The organism is Lysinibacillus sp. NPDC094403 (genome assembly GCF_050278745.1).
Lineage (GTDB): Bacteria > Bacillota > Bacilli > Bacillales_A > Planococcaceae > Lysinibacillus.
This window is the reverse complement of sequence record NZ_JBNNTL010000001.1, coordinates 148,081-168,325: the sequence shown is the minus strand read 5'-3', so window position 1 is coordinate 168,325 and position 20,245 is coordinate 148,081. Positions and strand designations below refer to the sequence as shown.

The 20,245-nt window shown below is 39.0% G+C and carries 20 protein-coding genes; 4 read left to right on the top strand and 16 right to left on the bottom strand.

Going from position 1 to position 20,245, the window contains the following annotated elements:
* Positions 1 to 2: 2 nt before the first annotated feature.
* Positions 3 to 476: a transcriptional regulator gene (locus ACQKMV_RS00790; protein ID WP_427501944.1), complete on the bottom strand. Its 474-nt coding sequence runs from the start codon at positions 474 to 476 to the stop codon at positions 3 to 5.
* Between the two features lie 199 nt (positions 477 to 675).
* Here ACQKMV_RS00790 and ACQKMV_RS00785 point away from each other — a divergent pair, with 199 nt between their 5' ends.
* A complete protein-coding gene (locus ACQKMV_RS00785) occupies positions 676 to 2,250 on the top strand; it encodes a hypothetical protein (RefSeq protein ID WP_427501943.1) in 1,575 nt (524 codons plus the stop codon).
* Positions 2,247 to 5,009, top strand: coding sequence for a DEAD/DEAH box helicase (locus ACQKMV_RS00780; protein ID WP_427501942.1), 2,763 nt, complete (start codon positions 2,247 to 2,249; stop codon positions 5,007 to 5,009). The genes ACQKMV_RS00785 and ACQKMV_RS00780 overlap by 4 nt, the downstream gene beginning before the upstream one ends.
* A 259-nt stretch (positions 5,010 to 5,268) precedes the next feature.
* Here the strand turns inward: ACQKMV_RS00780 and ACQKMV_RS00775 are convergent, their stop codons facing one another.
* Positions 5,269 to 5,691 carry a single-stranded DNA-binding protein gene (locus ACQKMV_RS00775; protein WP_427501941.1) on the bottom strand — a complete coding sequence of 141 codons (423 nt, stop codon included), beginning with the start codon at positions 5,689 to 5,691 and terminating at the stop codon, positions 5,269 to 5,271.
* 310 nt (positions 5,692 to 6,001) lie between these two features.
* Here ACQKMV_RS00775 and ACQKMV_RS00770 point away from each other — a divergent pair, with 310 nt between their 5' ends.
* Together ACQKMV_RS00770 and ACQKMV_RS00765 are read left to right on the top strand one after the other, a co-directional pair.
* Entirely contained in the window at positions 6,002 to 6,427 is a 426-nt protein-coding gene (locus ACQKMV_RS00770) for a YwpF family protein (protein WP_427501940.1), read from the top strand.
* A 101-nt stretch (positions 6,428 to 6,528) separates the two neighbouring features.
* Positions 6,529 to 7,509, top strand: coding sequence for a nuclease-related domain-containing protein (locus ACQKMV_RS00765; RefSeq protein WP_427501939.1), 981 nt, complete (start codon positions 6,529 to 6,531; stop codon positions 7,507 to 7,509).
* Positions 7,510 to 8,010: 501 nt separating this feature from the next.
* Here ACQKMV_RS00765 and ACQKMV_RS00760 read toward each other — a convergent pair.
* The 14 genes from ACQKMV_RS00760 to atpD form a co-directional block, all read right to left on the bottom strand.
* The gene (locus ACQKMV_RS00760) at positions 8,011 to 8,415 is read right to left on the bottom strand and encodes a hypothetical protein (RefSeq protein WP_427501938.1); all 405 of its coding nucleotides are present in this window, start codon (positions 8,413 to 8,415) and stop codon (positions 8,011 to 8,013) included.
* A 109-nt stretch (positions 8,416 to 8,524) separates the two neighbouring features.
* Complete coding sequence (locus ACQKMV_RS00755; RefSeq protein WP_427501937.1) at positions 8,525 to 8,908, bottom strand: hypothetical protein; 384 nt, start codon at positions 8,906 to 8,908, stop codon at positions 8,525 to 8,527.
* A gap of 204 nt (positions 8,909 to 9,112) precedes the next feature.
* On the bottom strand, positions 9,113 to 9,556 hold the full coding sequence (gene fabZ / locus ACQKMV_RS00750) for a 3-hydroxyacyl-ACP dehydratase FabZ (RefSeq protein WP_427501936.1): 444 nt from the start codon (positions 9,554 to 9,556) through the stop codon (positions 9,113 to 9,115).
* Positions 9,557 to 9,606: 50 nt separating this feature from the next.
* A complete protein-coding gene (locus tag ACQKMV_RS00745; protein ID WP_427501935.1) occupies positions 9,607 to 9,891 on the bottom strand; it encodes a DNA-directed RNA polymerase subunit beta in 285 nt (94 codons plus the stop codon).
* A 47-nt stretch (positions 9,892 to 9,938) separates the two neighbouring features.
* Positions 9,939 to 10,778, bottom strand: a complete 840-nt coding sequence (locus tag ACQKMV_RS00740; RefSeq protein ID WP_427426024.1) for a flagellar hook-basal body protein — start codon at positions 10,776 to 10,778, stop codon at positions 9,939 to 9,941.
* 24 nt (positions 10,779 to 10,802) lie between these two features.
* Positions 10,803 to 11,636 carry a flagellar hook-basal body protein gene (locus ACQKMV_RS00735; protein WP_427501934.1) on the bottom strand — a complete coding sequence of 278 codons (834 nt, stop codon included), beginning with the start codon at positions 11,634 to 11,636 and terminating at the stop codon, positions 10,803 to 10,805.
* 21 nt (positions 11,637 to 11,657) lie between these two features.
* Positions 11,658 to 12,653, bottom strand: a complete 996-nt coding sequence (locus ACQKMV_RS00730) for a rod shape-determining protein (protein WP_068986217.1) — start codon at positions 12,651 to 12,653, stop codon at positions 11,658 to 11,660.
* A gap of 793 nt (positions 12,654 to 13,446) precedes the next feature.
* The gene (locus ACQKMV_RS00725) at positions 13,447 to 13,707 is read right to left on the bottom strand and encodes a sporulation transcriptional regulator SpoIIID (RefSeq protein ID WP_427426022.1); all 261 of its coding nucleotides are present in this window, start codon (positions 13,705 to 13,707) and stop codon (positions 13,447 to 13,449) included.
* Positions 13,708 to 14,130: 423 nt separating this feature from the next.
* On the bottom strand, positions 14,131 to 14,799 hold the full coding sequence (locus tag ACQKMV_RS00720) for a peptidoglycan DD-metalloendopeptidase family protein (protein ID WP_427426021.1): 669 nt from the start codon (positions 14,797 to 14,799) through the stop codon (positions 14,131 to 14,133).
* A gap of 37 nt (positions 14,800 to 14,836) precedes the next feature.
* Entirely contained in the window at positions 14,837 to 15,721 is an 885-nt protein-coding gene (gene spoIID, locus ACQKMV_RS00715) for a stage II sporulation protein D (RefSeq protein ID WP_427501933.1), read from the bottom strand.
* A 508-nt stretch (positions 15,722 to 16,229) separates the two neighbouring features.
* Positions 16,230 to 17,543: a UDP-N-acetylglucosamine 1-carboxyvinyltransferase gene (gene murA, locus ACQKMV_RS00710; protein ID WP_427426019.1), complete on the bottom strand. Its 1,314-nt coding sequence runs from the start codon at positions 17,541 to 17,543 to the stop codon at positions 16,230 to 16,232.
* 495 nt (positions 17,544 to 18,038) lie between these two features.
* On the bottom strand, positions 18,039 to 18,278 hold the full coding sequence (locus ACQKMV_RS00705; protein ID WP_427501932.1) for a DUF1146 family protein: 240 nt from the start codon (positions 18,276 to 18,278) through the stop codon (positions 18,039 to 18,041).
* Positions 18,279 to 18,375: 97 nt separating this feature from the next.
* Positions 18,376 to 18,783, bottom strand: a complete 408-nt coding sequence (locus ACQKMV_RS00700; protein ID WP_268636088.1) for a F0F1 ATP synthase subunit epsilon — start codon at positions 18,781 to 18,783, stop codon at positions 18,376 to 18,378.
* Between the two features lie 24 nt (positions 18,784 to 18,807).
* The gene (gene atpD / locus ACQKMV_RS00695) at positions 18,808 to 20,223 is read right to left on the bottom strand and encodes a F0F1 ATP synthase subunit beta (protein WP_427501931.1); all 1,416 of its coding nucleotides are present in this window, start codon (positions 20,221 to 20,223) and stop codon (positions 18,808 to 18,810) included.
* Positions 20,224 to 20,245 lie beyond the last annotated feature (22 nt).

Here is a 20,245-nt window from a genome sequence, read left to right as displayed (position 1 = left end):
ATTCAATTTTCGAAACCTCCGAGTTGATGGTTCTTTTGTTGTAGAAGTTCAAAAAAGAGAGCTTTATTATTATCTAGTAATGCCTGGTCGATTAAATAATCTATGTTTTTCTGCTCCAATTCTGCAATGAGTTGATCCACTTCGCCAACAGTCACTGATGAAACAAGTGGTAACTGAGGCTTTGGTGTTGCGCTTTCAAGAATCGGTGTTAGATGCTCATGAACATTTGTAATTAATAATAATTGATATAACGGCAGTCGGATAAAGCGATTCCCCTTTTGGAAAACAAATACCTCAGATATATTTTCAATTTGCTGTGTATTCAAGTTGATAATCATCTCTTTACCTTCGATGGGAATGAAATGGAAAATCTCATTCTCTTTTAAAATAGAGAAATATTGATAAGCAAACACGAGACGTAGTTTGTCTCCCGTGATTTTTGTGTAAAATGGCTTCATATATTGAACTTGCATCATCCTTCATCCCTCCCTATTTATCTGATTATTCAGATTTTAACACATATTAATTATCTTGTTAACTATCTTCTCCTTGATTTTTTTCTTTCGAATCATTCAGCTTATCATGTACGCATTTTAATCGTATAATGGAAGGACAGTCTTTTTTCCTTCATCACTTAAATGCCCACTAGCTATACATTTTGAAAGGAGTGAGGTTATGGCATTGTCTATTGCCCAATTAGCTAAGGAACATCAAGAATTTATCCTTGCCAAATTACAGGAAGCTGAACAGGCGTTACATCCTTCCTCTACTGAAGACGAAGAGCTAGTGCGTCGTGCTGTTTTTTCAGTGCGGAACAAATCAGTTGTCTTTGAACGTTTTAATGGAGCAAGTTCTATATTATATGCAAGCGTACAGGATGTCAGACCTGCCTCTGTAGAAATTGATTTTGCCAAAGAGGAGTTGAGCTGTAACTGTCCACAGCTAAAATGGTGCAGACATCAGGTTGGCGCATTGCTTGCCCTCTATCAGTATTTTGACTCGGTGCAAAATTGGTCGAGCGCTTGGCGTGCGCAAAAATCAGTGCAATTAAAATCATTGGCAGATGAGCGGAGTCCAGAAAGCTGGCAATTGATGGTCAATGAAGTCATGAAACGTTTATTGCCACCTGGGCGTATTCTAGAAGGGTATGGCCTTTCTGCTATACGGACAGATGCATTGGAGCGACTTCAACGGCATATGCCTTTCGAGCGCGAGTGGCAGCCACTTTATAAGCTTTTTATGGAGCTATCCATCTTTAATACAATATGGCGCCATTTAAATGAAACAAAAGGACATTCATTGGATTCTCCTTATATGAAATATTTTATTGATCAAAGTGTTCAATCATTCGAAAGTATATTTACGGAGCTGACTGGTCGATCACGACTTTTTGCTACTGATCCATTTTATGATGCGATTCAGGAATTAGTGCGAGAGTTATTATTGGAACGACAAGGATTGTTTGCTGAACGACTACAAATTTATATGCTGCTTTGGGCAGTGCTTTTTTACGAGAAGCCGCGTCGTGAACAGGAATTAGCACTGATAAATAACCTTGAGAATCCTTCACCTGAGATATCCTTGCAGTCATTACAACTGCTATTTTATGTGCTGCTACAAAAAGAAAGTTTATTACAGGACAGCATTGCACATATTGATGTACAACATATGCAGGACCTATTTGAGCTGGCTACTTTTGCAAAACGGGCTAGCGAATCACATGCACAGTCAATTATTTTACGTGCGATGCTACCATTTACCGAAGTCTTTTTACAGCAAACTGTGCCAGTTGTAAAACGTGCTCAATACGTACGGCAATTCCAGCTTTTATACGAAGACATGCAGCTTACGGAGGAAGAGGAAGCTACATTATATAGTGCATTTGGTGTTTACGGGCTTCAACCGTTTTCGTTCTTTCTTATTAAAAAAGAACGCTATCGTGAATGGGCAGCCCTCCATCAGTTAAATCTCTCCTCTCTTTCTTATTTAGAAATGTGTGGATTAAAGGATGTGCTTCAGGTTGCTCCTGCAACAGTATTGCCCTTATACCATCTATACGCCATGGCTGAAATTACACAAAAATCACGGATGAACTATAAGCAGGCTGTACGAATCTGGAAAAGTATGCGCAGTGCAGCAAAGCGTGCTGGTAAAACTGCTTATTTTGAAACATATATGCAAACAATTCGTGCAGAGTATAAACGACTTCGTGCATTACAGGAAGAAATTGAGAAAGGAAACTTAGTATGATAACTTATAATGCTCCTTCCCCGTTTTCAAAAAAACTACAGCTTCGTATTAATGCAGCACAGGAAGGATATTTTACGTTACAGGGATTTACTGCTGATGGTGCAGCAATAGAAGCAGACTCACTCATTTCTTCATTATTTTTTAACTATGAAGCGAATGTCTATGGTTTATTAACCAATCGTTCAGAACTTACGGTTGAAGTTTCAACTTCTGATCTCCTTAATATTTTTTCACAGCGCTATTTGCATCCTTTTATTGAATGGCAAGGCGTGAATACAGAAAGTCAGGAGTGGCTAGAAAAAGCGTCGGCATTACAAACATATTGGCAGGAGTCCTCGCTCTGGTCATACGCAGTTATTGCCGATGATTTTTCTTCGCTTACATTCCCTATAGACGATATAGATACAGCATTATTAGAAGTGGCAGTGCAGCAAAAACTGTCACAAGCTGGTCTTGTACTGTCTGATTTGCCAAAGCTAATGCCATTTTTCTTGCGTGGTGGCTGGCCATTAGAACAGGAACGACAAGCAGGTGCAGTTACTGTCTCCCTACGTCTAAGTGAGCCTGAGGAAGATTCTGATGTTTGGCTTTTAGAAACAGTACTTAGCACGGCTACAACTAAAAACTACTGGACGCCTGCTATGCGAAAGCAGTCACTACCAATTGCTAAGGCTCTACCAGCAAAATGGGAAATGTATGCTGATGCTATTGAACAACAACAAGGGCAAATTGTAGATCTTCTTTCTATTGAAGATTTATCTAGTGATATTTTCATTCGTATTATGCTTGAAGATTTACAAGTTCGAACATTTTTACGTGAGGATTTAGCAAGATTACAGGCACTCGGCTTTGACGTTGTATTACCTGCTTGGCTAAAAGATTTAAAACAATCAAAAATGCGTGTTCGTGTAAGCACTGGCAATGTAGCGACAAAGAAGGTTGCTGGATTAGATGATATTTTAACGTTCAAATGGCAGTTTTCTATGAATGGACAGTCCATTTCACCTGAGCAATTTAAAAAGCTTGTGGATGAGAAACGCGAATTCATTCGTATTGGTACTGAATGGTTTCGAGTCGATGCGAACTGGATGCATGAAATGCGTACATTGATGCAGCAAGCAGAGGATGAAAGCTGGACCGTTCGCGAATTGCTATTTCGTGAGCTACCAGAGGATTTATCCTTACCTCTTGAAGAAGAGGATGCCGATGATGAAATGCGAGATGACCCGATATTTGCATTTGAATTGCAACAATCGCTTAAATCCTATATGGAGCAGCTTCAGGAGAAAAAAGGGCTTCCAACAGTACCAATCTCTACATCTTTGCAGGCTGAATTACGTCCTTATCAGCATGAAGGCTTTGAATGGCTCGTCTTCATGCGAGAACAAGGCTTTGGTGCATGTCTAGCTGATGATATGGGCCTTGGTAAAACAGTCCAGCTTATTTCATATCTGCTTCATCTTTATGAAACAATTGAGGATACAAAGCCATCTATAATTATTTGTCCTACGTCAGTGCTAGGCAACTGGCAAAAGGAACTAGCTCGTTTTGCTCCTTCCTTGACTGTGCATACACATTATCAGGCGAATCGAGCAAAGGAGGATGTTTTTAAACAGCTAGTAGCAAGAGAAAAACCACATGTGATTTTATCTACCTATGGAACGGTATCACAGGATGCTGAGTTTTTACAGGAAGTCGAATGGGCATCAGTTGTACTAGATGAAGCTCAAAATATTAAAAATATGCAAACGCTACAATCAAGGGCTATTCGCAAATTACATGGTACGCATCATATTGCTTTAACAGGTACACCAGTCGAAAATCGTTTATCAGAGCTATGGGCAATTTTTGACTTTATCCATAAAGGCTATTTAGGTAGCTTCGGTCGCTTTAACGAAGAATTTATTTTACCGATAGAACGAGATGAGTCCGAGTCACATAAACAGAAGCTACGTGCAAAAATTCAACCGTTTTTACTGCGACGTACAAAGCGTGACCCACACTTACAGCTTAACTTACCAGATAAACAAGAGTCTCATGAGTATTGCCCATTAACAACTGAGCAAGCATCTCTATACGAAGGATATATATTAGAGACGCTCGATCAGCTGGAACAATTGACAGGCTTTCAAAAAAAGGGACGCGTCTTAAAGATGCTCAGTAAGTTAAAGCAATTATGTAATCATCCTGCCTTGTATTTAAAAGAACCTTTCGAGGATGCTGAATCAATGCTAACTCGTTCTACGAAATTAGAACGTATCGTGCAAATGACTACAGAAATCGTAGACAACGGCGAGCAGTGCCTCATTTTCACACAATATATTGGAATGGGGCAATTACTACAGCATTGTTTTAGTGAATTATATAATATTGATGCGCCGTTCTTAACTGGTGCAATGCCTAAGCAGCAGCGTGACCGCTTAGTAGAGGCTTTTCAGGCAGGAGCTTTCCCAATATTTATACTTTCCTTAAAAGCAGGTGGAACAGGGTTAAATTTAACAGCTGCAAATCATGTATTACACGCAGATCGCTGGTGGAATCCAGCCGTTGAAAATCAAGCGACAGACCGTGCATATCGAATTGGTCAAACACAATTTGTGCAAGTGCATAAGTTTGTGACAATTGGTACCATCGAAGAGAAAATCGATAAAATGTTGGCCCAGAAATCTGCTTTATCAGAAGAACTCATTCAATCAAGTCAGTGGTTAACTGAGTTAGAAGATCACGAACTTCGCGATTTAATGAAGCTCGATTATTAAAAAAAGTGTATATGCGCCAAGAGCTCAAAGTTCTTGGCGCTTTTTTTCAGTGGATATTGCTGTTACTTCTTCCCTACTTACTTCATATTAATATTTAGTTGTGTTTAAAATGCTCATTGCTGTGCGGTCTTCAGCAATGAACTGCGTTATGAAAAGGTATACCTCATTCCTTTCTAAATTGATTACGGTGCAAGTAAATAGAAGGAAAATGGCGGATCAGACAACTTGTCACTTGCCCCGTATGTACCATTTAAAACTGCTATATTACTGGTAATTGTACTTCTGCCTCGGGTAGCACAAAATCCTTTAAGCTATCCTGCTCATCAGGTGACTTTGGTGACACAATAGCACCGTCACTATCCCTTGGCTTAAGCTGATAAAATCGGACATCTTCTACGACTACTTCCGTTATAAAAACCTTTGTGCTTTCTTCATTTATAAATGATCTTGATTGAATACGACCATTTGCCCCAATTAATGAGCCTTTTCCGCAATATTTGACGATATGCTCTGCAAGCCTTCCCCATACTGTACAAAGAATAAAGTCAGCATCGACTTCCCCACGACTGTTTTTGTAATTGCGATTTATGGCTAGGGAAAAATGTGTTTGCACGCGATTTTCAGATAAGTGTCGTAACACTGGATCCTTTGTTAACCTTCCAACCAGTCCGACTTGGTTCATTGATTCACCTCCTTTACTTTTGATTGCACTCATCTTACAAAAATTAATCCCGCATTGGCAAAAGTCGATTTTTATCATTTCCCTTAGTTTTTAATCATAAATTGGATATATTGAGGCTTTTACTTTTCAATTAATTAATGATTTTTCGGGCTGAATGCTTTTCGCTGTAATAGCAAATGCTAATTGTTGAAATATACAATTTCGTTGTTTTTGTAGATTGTGCGAAAATATAGCATTGACCCTATCGTAAACAGGGCTAATTGAATATGTTATACTAAAAAGGATGACCGACTTAGGAGGATATTACATAATGAAAACATTTAAAATGCTTTCCTTTGACCTTGTCACAAAAGACGGCATACAACCTTTCCCTTTAGTCGATGGTATTATTATTAATCAGGAAAACAGCCATCAATCTTGGATTCTCGAACTGTTTATGGACCGACAATATCGTTCAACTTTTGATGAACTTTTAGCGAATGCTACTATCTTTAATGTACGTGTAGTTATTTCATTTCCAGATAATGAGCCTGCTCCATTCCAGGTTGTCGTACATACAGTTCAAGAAATTGGCGAACACATCTCTGTTCTTTTAAAAGGGACTTTAAAGACAAAACGCTCAAAATATGCCGAGCAATTACTAGCCGAATTACTAGCTGAGGGAGTTACTTTAGATAAGCTATTGGACCGCTTCTCACACGATATGAAAGAACGACCAAAATTAAAAAATGATTGAACTTGATTTAACGATGCAAAAAATTGCATCGTTATTTTTTATTGGACAGGTAGAGATTTTAAGGTAAAATACGATGTAAAAATTATAGGAGGTAACTACACTTGAATATCGCTATTAGGGAAAAGCCTTTAAAATTATTGTGGCTTGAGGCTTTAAAGAGACGGTTGTTCGAAGAGGACCCTGATTTTAGTTATTATAATGAGCAATTTCGAAGATTCGATGCTGGCTTTGCTGGTGAAAGGAAAGTTGACCGTGAATGGCTTGAATTAGTATGTCCCTATACTTTTTTAGTGTTACATAATTTAATTCTGATGAACTCTGCACAACATTCACATCAACTCGACACACTTTTCATTTGCAGTAATTTTATGCTAGTTATTGAAATAAAAAATATTAACGGACGTCTTGATTTTGACGATATTACTCATCAATGTATTCGAACGAAGCCAGATGGAACTGTCGAAGGATTTCCCAATGCAATTACTCAGACCCAACGACATATGCAATTTCTTAAAGTTATTTACCAAAACTATTCTCTCCCCATTGAGGGTGCGGTTATCATTTCAAACCCCTCTGCTATCATTGCAAGTCATCCAAATACAATTCCGATTTTCCATGTTTCAGGACTTCAAACACATCTTAATTCCCTTTTTAAAAAATATACACAAGCTATTTTAAGTGATGAACAACTAACTCAAATTGCTCAACAATTCCTTAGTAGACATCAGTCATCAAAACTTCCGGCTTCTATTGATTCATCACGATTTCGCCGAGGCGTGCTTTGTCCTAAATGCCAATACAAGTCTCAAATGCATTATTCGCGCGGAATTTGGATATGTTCGTACTGTCAGTATGCGAGCGAAGAAATTTTTGCTGAAGCTTTACAAGATTATCGATACTTAGTTAGACCAACAATAACCAACAAACAGTTACGTGAATTTTTCGATATTCCTTCTAGCGATGCTGCAAATCGTTTACTTAGAAAATTTCAATTTCCCTATACAGGTTCTTATAAAAATCGTGTTTACCAATTACCCGAAAATTTAGTGGAATATATGAAGCCAATTTTCCGCTCGTCCTGAGGAGATAGTTTGTTTAGTGTTTTTTTTATTTCGAGTGGGTATTTCTTCCTTTTCTCGGGTATTTCTCGCTTGCGCGCGGGTATTCGCTTCCCCTTCGCGGGTATTTCCCTCTTGCCCGCGGGTATTTCACTCTCGCGCGCGGGTATTCACTTCCTCTTCGCGGGTATTTCTCTCGCGCGCGAGTATTCGCTTCCCCTTCGCGGGTATTTCCCTCTCACGCGCGGGTATTTACTTCCCCTTCGCGGGTATTTCTCTTGCGCGCGGGTATTCACCTCCTCTTCGCGGGTATTTCTCTCTCTCGCGCGGGTATTCACTCCCTCTTCGCGGGTATTTTTCTCGCGCGCGGGTATTCACTCCCTCTTCGCGGGTATTTCCCTCTCGCGCGCGGGTATTCCTTGCTCTTTCGCGGGTATTTCTCTCGCGCGGGTATATTTCCCCCCTTCACGCGAATTCGAAATGAAAAAAAGAGTGTTCCATTGGTTGGAAACACTCTTTTTTATATTATCGTGTAACTTTCTCTTCGACGACCTTTTCTTTCACGACGCCGTTAGCATTTGGAACGTTGTTATAACCATTTGTACCATTTAAATCAGTATTTGTTCCTGGTACTGTTGTAGTTCCTGGTACTGTCGTAGTTCCTGGTGTTGTAGTTCTTGGTGTAGTAGTTCCTGGTGCTGTTGTTCCTGGTGTTGTAGCTTCAGGAAGAACTGTGTTACGGTTAACACCATTTACGTCACGATTGTAGACGTCATTTCTTTTAGTCGGCTCTACAACGTTCTCTACACCTCGGCGAACGTCGTGTTTAACATTCTCCACCGGTCTTGTTTCAACAGCCTTGTTTCCCCAGTTACAACCTCCAAGGAATAAAGCAGCAAGAATAATGGCCAAAAATGACATTCTCCACATAGAAAAAAACCTCCTCTCCTCGGTGCTATGTCATCAAATACAACGTGTGCATTTGTGATCCTACATAGATTGCCCGGGAAAGGAGGGAACTATCCGATTTTTGTACAAACTATTTTTGTTTTTCTTTTAACAATTGTTCAATGTATGCTGCTTCTGCTTTACAGTTGTAGCTATAATTTGTACCTAGCTCTTTTTGCAAGGCATCGATTGTTTCAACTTGCTTATCTGTTGGTTCTTCATTTAAAATTTTTGCAATTACTTCATCGATTTTTTGCGCCATCTCTTCATGGAATTCAGTACTCATCAAAACATCTGCTGGGATTTTTTCGATCCATGCGGCATTATCTTGAAAATAAGTTTGCCAGCTAGCAATGAAGTCTTCCATAGAAAAGCGCTCTTCTTTCCAATCAATACTTGCTAAGTATGATTCAAAAGATGTTGAAATCGAACGTGTAATGCTAATTTTAACACCTGAAGACAATTCCTTATACATCTATATAATCCTCCTACGTTTTAAAAACAAAACTAAAATTACATGTATTTCAATTCACAATAACATATACGCCATTGCATTTTTATAAAATGACATTCTTTTCTTTTACTGCATTCATGTCACAAAAGATAAACTATTGAAAGATTAACAGTAAAGACATTATTCGACATAATTATTTTATATCTTTTAGCCTATAATTGCAAATTAAGCCTGTTTTGGTTGCTCAGGTCCAATTGCAAATAAAATATCTGCTTCACATACTAGTTCTCCATCGACTGTCGCTACACCGTGACCTTTGCCCATTACTCCACGTAGTTTCACGAACTCTACTTCTAATCGAAGTTGATCTCCCGGTACTACTTGGCGCTTGAAACGACAATTATCAATACCTGTTAAGAAAGCTAGACGTCCTTGGAATTCATCTGCTTTTAATAAAGCTACTCCACCAACTTGTGCTAATGCCTCTACAATTAATACTCCAGGCATTACTGGATAGCCTGGGAAGTGCCCATTAAAAAAGTCCTCGTTCATAGAGACATTTTTTAAACCAACTGCACGCTTACCTTCTTCTAATTCAACGATACGATCAACGAATAAAAATGGATAACGATGTGGTAGAATTGCTTGAATTTGCTCTGCTGTTAACATTTCTTTTCCCCCTTAAATTATGTAAACACAAAGTATGGTAAAGAATAAAATTATTCTTTACCATTCATAATATCAAATATATGCTGCCATGTTTCGGGTTTAAAAACATCCATGGCTTTACCTTGTCCAATCACACTATAGCCAAACATTGCACCTAAAACTGCAGCAACAACAACTAAGATGATAATAAGTACAACGCGTAGCCAAATCGGAATCAGCCGTATTTGCACCCATCGAACCTCTTGTTGCTCTCCATTTGAGCCGTGTTCCTTCTCTTCTGGTGGCGTATCGGTTGCTTTTGTTTGCACAGAACCTCGACTTGAATCGTTTGTCATAGATTGTACTCCTCTTCATTCCTTACTAAACAGTAATAACGAATTTACTATCGAATACCATTAATGAGCCCAAGCATTTGGTCTGCTAAAGTTACTGCTCTAGCATTGAATTGATAAGAGCGCTGTGTTTGCATTAAATCCGTCATTTCCTTTGAAAGATTTACATTCGACATTTCTAGCGACCCGCTTTGCATGCCAATTTGCTGACGATTTGCTCCTCGTAATTCAGTGATAACTTCAGCTTGTGTATATCCAAGTTGAGCTAGGTTATTCGGCAATCCAACATAGGAGCCAGAAACTTTCTCCATTAGCTGTGGCTTTTGGAACTCTGTCACTGCTAAATCAGTACGAATAGTATTTCCATTTGAGTCTAATGCCTCTAATACGCCCCCATTACGGACCGCGAAACTTTTCACATTATCCGGTAATGTAATAGCTTGTCCTGTTGAGTTTGCCAATGGATATCCATCTGCAGTTACAACCATTACTGTTCCATTATTTAATGGTGATAAATAAAAGTCACCTTGACGAGTATACACTGTTTTTGTGCCATTTTCACCATTTGGCATCAAAATATTGAAATATTGCTTTGGTTTTGTAAAAGCTAAATCAAGGTCACGATTTGTTGTTTGTAGAGAGCCTTGCTTTTGATTTGATTGGATTTGTCCAAGCATTGCACCTGAACCATAACGAATGCCAACAGGTGATTGTCGAACAGCACGGTCTTGCTTGTCATTATTAAATTGCTGATAAAGCATTTCATTAAATGTAGCTTCTTGTGATTTAAAGCCGAGTGTATTGCTATTAGCAATGTTATTACTAATTGTATCAATTTTATTTTGTAATTGCCCCATCGTGTTTGTTGCAGTCATCATTGTACGTAGCATGATTAAACGTCTCCTATTCGCCTATTATACTTTTCCGATTTCATTGGCAGCCTTTTCCATACTGCGATCATAAGCCTGTAACACTTTTTGGTTAGCTTCGAAAGCGCGATAAGCTGTCATTAAATCCGTCATTGTGCGACTAGAATCTACGTTTGAGCCCTCTAGATAATTTTGACGCAGTGTAAAGGATACGCCATTGGCACCGTAAGCTGTAGGTAAGTTCTCACCATTTTCTGTTCGAATTAACCCATTATCCTGTTTACGTAGCATGTTCGGATTCGCTGAAAATGATACTCCAACACGAGCAACTTGCTGATTATTAACGTAAATTGCACCGTTCTCATCTAAGCGGAAATCATCATTCGGTAGCTGGATGCGTTGACCTCTGTCTGATAGCACATATAGTCCTTGTGGATTTACTAAATAGCCTTGACCATCTAATGTAAAATTCCCGTTACGTGTGTATGCCTCGCCACCCTCTGGATGTGCTAAACGGAAGAAAATAGATCCAGTAGTGCCATCTTCATTTTGCGGTAAGTTTCCATCGATCAAAGCCATATCCGTCGTGAAGTCTGTGCTATAGATTTGACCTTGTATGTAATTTGGCAATGTTTCTTGCATATAAATCCCTGTATTTAAAGCGCCAACTTGACTCATATATTGAGAGCCTGCTTGCTGATTAGCAGGTGCATTTGTTTTTCCTACACTTGACATAAGCATGTCGGGAAATGACCGAATTGTTGATTGGTCTGCTTTAAACCCTGGTGTATTCGCATTTGATAAATTATTAGTTAGTAATTCTGTTCGTCTTTGTTGTGCAATCATACCAGTTGCAACTGTATAAAACCCTTTAAACAAAGGAATCACCTCATTATATTTTTATAAGGATGCGGGCACTCGATCAATATTTTCAAGCATAATGCCTGTACCAATTGCTACACAATCCATAGGGTGCTCTGCAATGAACACAGGTACCTTTAACTCTTCTATTAATAGCTGGTCCATTCCATGTAGTAATGCACCACCGCCAGTAATAATGACCCCACGATCAATTATATCAGCTGATAACTCTGGTGGCGTTTTTTCTAAAACATTTTTTGCAGATTGGACAATCATAGCAACCGATTCATGTAATGCACGTTCAATCTCCTCAGAGTGAATTTCTATTGTACGTGGTAGACCTGTCACCATGTCACGACCACGAATATCCATTGAATCGTTTCTCGCGCCCTTAAAGACTGTACCAATTGTGATTTTTATTGCTTCTGCAGTACGTTCACCAATTAGCAATTTATATTCTTTTTTAATATATTGTAAAATATCATTATCAAAAACGTCTCCTGCAACCTTAATGGATTCGCTCGTTACAATATCACCCATTGATAGAACTGCTACATCTGTTGTTCCACCGCCAATATCGACTACCATATTACCACTAGGTTGGAATATATCCATGCCTGCACCAATTGCTGCAACTTTTGGTTCTTCTTCTAAGTATACTTTTTTTCCACCTGATTTTTCTGCAGCTTCGCGAATAGCTTTTTGCTCAACACTAGTAATGTTTGTTGGACAGCAAATTAAAATACGTGGTTTCGCTAAAAATCCTTTTACATCTAATTTATTGATGAAATGTCTTAGCATAGCTTCTGTAACATCAAAATCCGCAATAACGCCATCTCGTAGTGGTCGAATTGCAGTAATATTCCCCGGTGTACGCCCTACCATTTGGCGAGCCTCTTCCCCCACCGCTAATACTTTATTTGTTTTTTTATCAATCGCCACAACAGATGGTTCATTTAAGACGATTCCTTTACCTTTAACGTGTATTAATACGTTCGCAGTTCCTAAGTCAATGCCTATATCTTTAGAAAACATTTTATTATTTCTCCTTCCCGCCAGTTCCAACTACATAACGTTCATTTTTATCTGTTTATCTAGAATATTTTATCATATCCTTTTGGTAATTTCACCTAATTTTAGTGAATAGAACTGCATTCCTTCAATTATATGAACAGTTATTGAAAAGAAGAAATTGTTTAAACATTCTTTTTTGGCTGATCACCTAACGAGGGTTGGTTTCCGTTCCGACTGGGCGCTTTTATCGCTGCCGCTTCGCTTTCGCGCAGAAAACATTTGTTGCTGTCGCTTCGCTTTCGCACAGTTAAAACATTTGTTGCTGACGCTTCGCTTTCGCACAGATAAATCATTTGTTGCTGTCGCTTCGCTTTCGCACAGTTAAAACATTTGTTGCTGTCGCTTCGCTTTCGCACAGTTAAAACATTTGTTGCTGTCGCTTCGCTTTCGCACAGTTAAAACATTTGTTGCTGTCGCTTCGCTTTCTCACAGATTAAACATTTGTTGCTGTCGCTTCGCTTTCGCGCAGAGCAGAGCTTCCTGGGGGCGTCCAATGAGCCGCTTAGGCCAACACGATGTTGGTCACGAAGGCGTTATCACAGGACGTGATGCCCTTAGCCTTCGTTCCTCTATCGCTAATCCCCAAGGAGTCACCCAGTCTCCACTCCAACCAACTATTTAAAATGAAAACACTTATTAACAATAGTCAGCCCACAACTTTGGGTGATGAGCCCCTGTTTTTGAAAAATTCTAATTATGTAAGGAAATCAAAAATAAGAATCTAGCTTGTCCTTTGCATTTAAAAAAGAACGAATCAATCTTGACTCGCTCTTTCTTTCCACTTGTTTTTCGTTGCCTCTCCTCCACGAATATGACGTACGGCCTTATGGTAAGCGAGAATTTCCTTCACTTGCTCAGCTAATCCTTCATGTATTGTTGGCAATCTCTCTGTTAAATCTTTGTGCACCGTACTTTTTGAAAAACCTGTCATTTTCGCGAGGACACGCACAGTTTCACGCGTCTCAATCAATAACTCACCGAGGCGTATGCAGCGCTTCCGAATGTGCTCGTGCACGTTCTTCGTCCTTTCCACACAATTTCGCAAATGGCGTTGGCATCAGATGCACGTCTGCGCATTTCTTCACCTTATGTAAGGACAAAGCTATTCAGAACACGTTTTACATTTTCACGATATATTACTGATTTTTTATGCATTTTTTAGTATTCGTTTCTCCCATTGTAAATTATCATTTACTATATTTGAAATCTACGAATTTTACTATCATACCTCGGCATAATTACGTTCGGAGTCTTTAGTTTTTAGCGTGAAAGCGTAGCGACAGCAACACGATGGTGGTCACTCAGGCGCTTTTACAGGATGTGAAGTTCTTAGCCTGAGTTCCTCTATTTCAGCAGTTTTTTGGATACTCGCTGAAAAGTGTCTTAAACCAGTAGAAGTCTCCCACCTATAGAGGTGAGAGACTTCTACTGAAATAAATTAAAATGCTAGTAATTTTTTCGGATTAATATATTTCCCGTTTTCTAGTACTTCAAAATGCAAGTTTACGCCAGCGCTTTGGTTCCACTCATTGTCAGTCGCTTTTCCAAGTACTTGACCTTGTGTTACCTCATCGCCTTCCTTGACAGCAATGTCTTTTACAGAGCTGTAATGTGTTTCCTTACCATCTGCATGCTCAATAACAATTTTATTGCCTGTAAATGCATCAAGTTTTACTTGTTTTACTTTACCACTTAAAGCAGCAAGTACTTCAAATTCTTCACCATTCATAGAAAGAGTAATACCGGAAGATGTCGTAAATGTTTGATTAAATACCATTAGTGCTTTTTCACGCGACTCTGCATTAGCCTCTACTTCATAAAACTCTTGAGAAACTTGAATTTTACTAAGATTTGCTTCCTTGAATGGGTACTTCATTGTTTCTGTTCTTGCATTTGTTTCAACTACAGGACCTGAATCTACTTCTGCTACATTTGGTGACGGCGCCTCTTCTACCTTTGATACGAGACTATTGTATCCAAGTAGCAAACCTGCTAGCATTAGAGCGCCACCAGCGTAAACAGCCGGCCAAAACCACGGTTTCTTCTGTAATTGAACTTTTTCATCTTGTTGATTGTGAGAAGTTTTACTATTTTTATCCTCTCTCATTTTCATCACCTCTAGTTGCAGTGTGAACAACTAGAAGTTATTTTAAACATGCATCTATCTTTTTTATCTCAATTTCTTGATAATAATAGTGTAAAATTTCGGCAGCGCTTTTCCCATCACTTGCCATAGCCTCTGCTCCATATTGACTCATCCCTACTCCATGTCCGTATCCTTTTGTGCTCACCTGTACTTTTCCAGCGGCAGAATTATAGTTAATTTTAAAATCCGTTGATGATATTTCTAAAAGTGTTCGTACTTCTCGTCCTGACCACACATTCTTACCTAACTGCATGCGCTCAACACGTCCTGAGTCATTTATAAAGAACTGTACACGATTGAAATCACTTGCCTGCCATTTAACTGGCCACAGTGCATTCCATTCAGTTAATGTCCATTCTTTCGTCGCTGAAAATTTTGGTGATGATAGATCCGAAATACTCGCAACACTTTGTAGATAAGGTACATCATTGCCACTAAAATCGTAAGCACTTTCTGTTTTTCCATTGCTAGTAGAGTGAAACATTGCCGTAATTAATTCATTATTATATAGAAGAACTTGTCCTTTCGTTTCGTTAACAGCCTCGACAATTTTCTTTTCATTCCCCGGGAAATTGCTAGTCCAATTCGCTTTTCTTTGCTCCTTATCGTAAAAAACTTGTCTAGCAACAGTAGGAGCGATAGCTATTTTACCGTAATTTGTCGATTTCAACGCGTATGTCCTTGCAGCAATAGCTTGCGCCTTTAAAGCTTCTTTTTTAAATGAAACAGGCATTTCTGCAGCTACCACACCAGTCACATACTTTTCTAAAGGGATTTTCTCCTGTTGTCCCTCCACTTCTATGAATATTTCACAAGCTTGCTCTGTTGTTGAAGGCGAATCCTCTTTAACCGTAAGTCTCTCACCAAATGCCACAGGAAGCATATATAATGCTCCAATCAAACAAATTATGCCTATACTCATTATCCATTTTTTCATAAGGAATAATATGCTGAAACTCTTCAAAATATGTGAATGTTGAGGGCTCTCTATAAATCGCTTATCACCATAGCGTGAAGTCGATTTCCGTTCCGGCTGGGCGCTTTCCTGGGGGCGTCCGATGAGCCGCTTTTATTGCTGCCGCTTCGCTTTCGCACAGAAAACATCCGCTTCGCTGCAGGGTCTCATCTGTGACGCTGATCCCCAAGGAGTCGCCCAGCCTCCACTCCAATCAACTTATAACATGGCATACGTTTTAAAAACGCTAAATAGGAACTAACATCCTCTTTAAATACGCTTTTTTCCTAAGATAAATTATCACTTTTGAGACGGTTTTAGTCTTCTTTTCATCTAATGATCATGAAGCTTCCTATTACAGCTTCACTCTCGCTAACATGGATTGCACTACAAAGAAAAAACCCTCTGCTCTTAAGCAAAGGGTTTAGAAATCTATTTAGTTTGTTGGTAATTCAACAGTTGTTTTCTCTTTAATGATAACTTCCTCAACTGGTACACGTTCAATATTTGCGCCAAGTGCAGCCAATTTGCCATGGAAATCGACGTAACCACGATCTAAGTGATGAAGTTTTGTAACTCTAGTCACACCTTCAGATACAAGACCTGCTAAAATTAGTGCAGCCGCAGCTCGTAAATCAGTCGCCATTACTTCAGCACCCTGAAGGTTTACAGGCCCTTCGATAAACACAGAACGTCCTTCTATTTTAGCACCGGCATTCATACGACGGAACTCCTCAACATGCATAAAACGATTTTCAAAAACCGTTTCCGTAATAATACTCGTACCTTCAGCAGTTAACATTAAGGCCATCATTTGAGATTGCATATCTGTTGGGAAGCCTGGATGTGGCATTGTTTTAATATCAACAGCTTTTAATGTTTTAGGAGCACGTACACGGATTCCTTCATCTAGCTCAGTAATTTCAACACCCATTTCACGCATCTTCGCAATTAATGCTGTCATATGCTCAGGGACAGCATTTTCGATCGTTACATCCCCTTTTGTAATTGCTGCTGCAACCATAAATGTGCCAGCTTCAATTCGGTCAGGAATAATATGATGTTCTGTTCCATATAATGTATCTACTCCTTCGATACGAATTGTATTCGTACCTGCACCGATAACACGACCGCCCATACTATTAATAAAGTTTGCAAGATCTACAATTTCAGGCTCTTTCGCTGCATTTTCAATCACAGTTGTTCCTTGCGCTAAGGCTGCAGCTGTCATAATATTTTCTGTTGCCCCAACGCTCGGGAAATCTAAATACACATTTGCGCCTTTTAAACGTCCTTCTGCCTTCGCCTCTACATATCCATGACCAAAAGAGATTTTTGCTCCCATAGCCTCAAAGCCCTTTAAATGTAACTCAATTGGACGGGAACCGATTGCACAGCCCCCCGGTAAAGCAACACGAGCATAGCCATTTCGAGCAAGTAAGGAACCCATCACTAAAATCGATGCACGCATTTTACTGACAAATTCAAATTGAGCTTCACTAGAAAGTTCTTTTGTTGTATCTATATATACTGTATTGTCCTCTGGTATATATGTAACTGCCGCATTTAGACTTTTCAGTACTTCATTTATTGTAAAGACATCTGCTAAGTTAGGGACTTCTTTAATTACATTTTCTCCTTTAGAAGCAAGTAAAGCCGCTGCTAGGATTGGTAACACCGCATTTTTTGCGCCCTCTACGCGTACTTTCCCCTGTAACTTTTGGCCGCCAGTCACTATTATTTTTTCCACCCTATGTCCCTCCGAATTCAATCTATTAACCTATCAAATTTTTATTTTAAAAAGAAGTATAATGTCATAATCAGTAAACAAACAACTCTATAGTACAACTTTTCTTATGCTCGTTCAAGCATCCAAATCACTATTTTACGTCATTTATCAATATTTTGCTATTTATTTATTGTACGCATGATTTTTTTTTTTGTGAATGACCAATAACATGGAAGAAAAGCGTAAATTTCTAATATATACCCAAAGATATGTGAACAAAAAACAAAATCTAATGGATTTATATCAATTTCGCCTCAGCATAATTGCGTCGCATTCATCTCACCACCTATAGACATGAGAGACTACAGCACTAACGCTTCGCTTTCGCTACTATAATAATTGCTGAAAGAAGTTAAACTAAGTTTTACATATTTCAAAGGACCACATAAATTAGTTATAAAGCCCTGTGAAATATGTATATTCAATTACTAACATAAAGATAGTAATAAGGGGCTATTAAAATAAATACGGAAGCTTTCCAGACCAACTTGAAATTTGGAGAAAGAAATTTGAAACGGCTGATCCTATCGCAATACTTAATAAAATATAAATTAACTGGATTTGAAATACTTTATTCTTCTTAAAGATCTTTTCGATCATAAAAGCTTGTAGCGCATAAAAAGTAATAGCGATAAAAAATATATGCGATAATATCCCTATTAAAGCTTCTTGCCCTATTGCCTCATACATTTCCATGTTAGTTCCTCCATATTAATCTCTCTAGCAATACGCCCAAACGGTAGCATAATGTTAAAAAACGGACAGATGTTGAATCTGCCCGTTAAAATTTGAATTAGATATTACCCTCATGAACGTTGATACGATTCAACGCACGTTTTAATGCTAGGTCAGCACGTTTGAAATCAATGTTATCTTGTTTACCTTGAAGACGACCTTCAGCACGTTTAACGGCTTCTTTAGCACGTTTAACATCGATGCTTTCAGCAATTTCAGCAGACGGAGCTAAAATTGAGATTTTTTCAGGGCGAACTTCAATGAAACCACCGCTTAAAGCAACAAGTTCAGTTGAACCGTTTTCTTTTTTAAGCTTCACTGCACCAATTGCAAGTGGAGCAACCATAGGAATATGGCCTGCAAGAACACCGATTTCACCTGAAGTTGTTTTAGCGATTACCATTGATACTTCAGAATCGTATACTGGGCCGTCGGGAGTGACAATATTGACTAGAACTGTCTTCATATTTTTTCCTCCTCGTCCCTAGTATTAAACCTCTACGCCCATGCTTTTCGCTTTTTCAACCACTTCATCAATAGATCCAACTAGACGGAAAGCATCTTCTGGTAGGTGATCCCATTTGCCATCAAGGATTTCCTTGAATGAGCGAACAGTTTCTTTAACAGGTACATAAGAACCTTTTTGACCAGTAAATTGTTCCGCAACGTGGAAGTTTTGAGATAAGAAGAATTGAATACGACGAGCACGTTCTACTGTTTGTTTATCTTCATCAGATAATTCATCCATACCTAAGATAGCAATGATATCTTGTAATTCACGGTAACGTTGGATTGTACGTTGTACACCAGTAGCAATTGCGTAGTGCTCAGCGCCTACGATTTCTGGTGATAAAGCACGAGAAGTCGAAGCTAATGGGTCAACCGCAGGGTAGATACCCATTTCTGATAATTTACGCTCAAGGTTAGTAGTTGCATCTAAGTGGGCGAAAGTTGTAGCTGGAGCCGGGTCAGTATAGTCATCGGCTGGTACATAGATCGCTTGAATAGAAGTTACAGAACCTTTGTTAGTAGATGTGATACGTTCTTGTAATTTACCCATTTCAGTTGCAAGTGTTGGCTGGTAACCTACCGCAGAAGGCATACGACCTAATAGGGCAGAAACCTCAGAACCTGCTTGAGTGAAACGGAAGATATTGTCGATGAATAAAAGTACGTCAGCACCTTGCTCATCACGGAAGTATTCTGCCATTGTAAGACCAGTTAAAGCTACACGCATACGTGCACCTGGTGGTTCATTCATTTGACCGAATACCATCGCTGTTTGCTTGATAACGCCTGAATCGCTCATCTCGAAGAATAAGTCGTTCCCTTCACGAGTACGCTCACCTACACCAGCGAATACAGAGATACCTGAGTGCTCTTGCGCGATGTTATTGATTAATTCTTGGATTAATACAGTTTTACCTACACCGGCACCACCGAATAGACCGATTTTACCACCTTTAATATATGGTGCAAGTAAGTCTACAACTTTGATACCTGTTTCAAGAATTTCAACTGAAGTTGAAAGTTCAGCGAAAGTTGGTGCTTCGCGGTGAATTGAATCACGACGAACGTCAGCTGGAATCTCTTCACCTAAGTCGATTACTTCTCCAAGTACGTTGAATACACGACCTAGAGTAACTTCACCAACTGGTACTGAGATAGCTTTTCCTGAGTCTGTAACTTCTGCTCCACGTTGTAAGCCATCAGTAGATGACATTGCAATTGTACGAACAGAATCATCACCTAAATGAAGAGCAACTTCTAATGCAAGAATTGTTGGTTCTTCATTAGGACGTTCAATCTTAACTGTTAATGAGTTATAGATTGCTGGTAATTGGCCGTTGTTAAATTTTACGTCAACAACTGGACCCATTACTTGAATAACATGTCCTTTATTCATTACTGTGTACCCTCCTATCGTA

What these genes read in the sequence shown, in the direction of transcription:
- ACQKMV_RS00705 (WP_427501932.1), bottom strand. Translation starts at nt 18,278, where the DNA reads ATGGAAATGTATGAGGCAATAGGGCAAGAAGCTTTAATAGGGATATTA.
- ACQKMV_RS00790 (WP_427501944.1), bottom strand. Translation starts at nt 476, where the DNA reads ATGATGCAAGTTCAATATATGAAGCCATTTTACACAAAAATCACGGGA.
- ACQKMV_RS00745 (WP_427501935.1), bottom strand. Translation starts at nt 9,891, where the DNA reads ATGACAAACGATTCAAGTCGAGGTTCTGTGCAAACAAAAGCAACCGAT.
- ACQKMV_RS00730 (WP_068986217.1), bottom strand. Translation starts at nt 12,653, where the DNA reads ATGTTTTCTAAAGATATAGGCATTGACTTAGGAACTGCGAACGTATTA.
- ACQKMV_RS00780 (WP_427501942.1), top strand. Translation starts at nt 2,247, where the DNA reads ATGATAACTTATAATGCTCCTTCCCCGTTTTCAAAAAAACTACAGCTT.
- ACQKMV_RS00760 (WP_427501938.1), bottom strand. Translation starts at nt 8,415, where the DNA reads ATGTGGAGAATGTCATTTTTGGCCATTATTCTTGCTGCTTTATTCCTT.
- ACQKMV_RS00700 (WP_268636088.1), bottom strand. Translation starts at nt 18,783, where the DNA reads ATGAAGACAGTTCTAGTCAATATTGTCACTCCCGACGGCCCAGTATAC.
- ACQKMV_RS00755 (WP_427501937.1), bottom strand. Translation starts at nt 8,908, where the DNA reads ATGTATAAGGAATTGTCTTCAGGTGTTAAAATTAGCATTACACGTTCG.
- spoIID (WP_427501933.1), bottom strand. Translation starts at nt 15,721, where the DNA reads ATGCTTCCTGTGGCATTTGGTGAGAGACTTACGGTTAAAGAGGATTCG.
- ACQKMV_RS00770 (WP_427501940.1), top strand. Translation starts at nt 6,002, where the DNA reads ATGAAAACATTTAAAATGCTTTCCTTTGACCTTGTCACAAAAGACGGC.
- ACQKMV_RS00785 (WP_427501943.1), top strand. Translation starts at nt 676, where the DNA reads ATGGCATTGTCTATTGCCCAATTAGCTAAGGAACATCAAGAATTTATC.
- fabZ (WP_427501936.1), bottom strand. Translation starts at nt 9,556, where the DNA reads ATGTTAACAGCAGAGCAAATTCAAGCAATTCTACCACATCGTTATCCA.
- ACQKMV_RS00775 (WP_427501941.1), bottom strand. Translation starts at nt 5,691, where the DNA reads ATGAACCAAGTCGGACTGGTTGGAAGGTTAACAAAGGATCCAGTGTTA.
- ACQKMV_RS00720 (WP_427426021.1), bottom strand. Translation starts at nt 14,799, where the DNA reads ATGAGAGAGGATAAAAATAGTAAAACTTCTCACAATCAACAAGATGAA.
- atpD (WP_427501931.1), bottom strand. Translation starts at nt 20,223, where the DNA reads ATGAATAAAGGACATGTTATTCAAGTAATGGGTCCAGTTGTTGACGTA.
- ACQKMV_RS00740 (WP_427426024.1), bottom strand. Translation starts at nt 10,778, where the DNA reads ATGCTACGTACAATGATGACTGCAACAAACACGATGGGGCAATTACAA.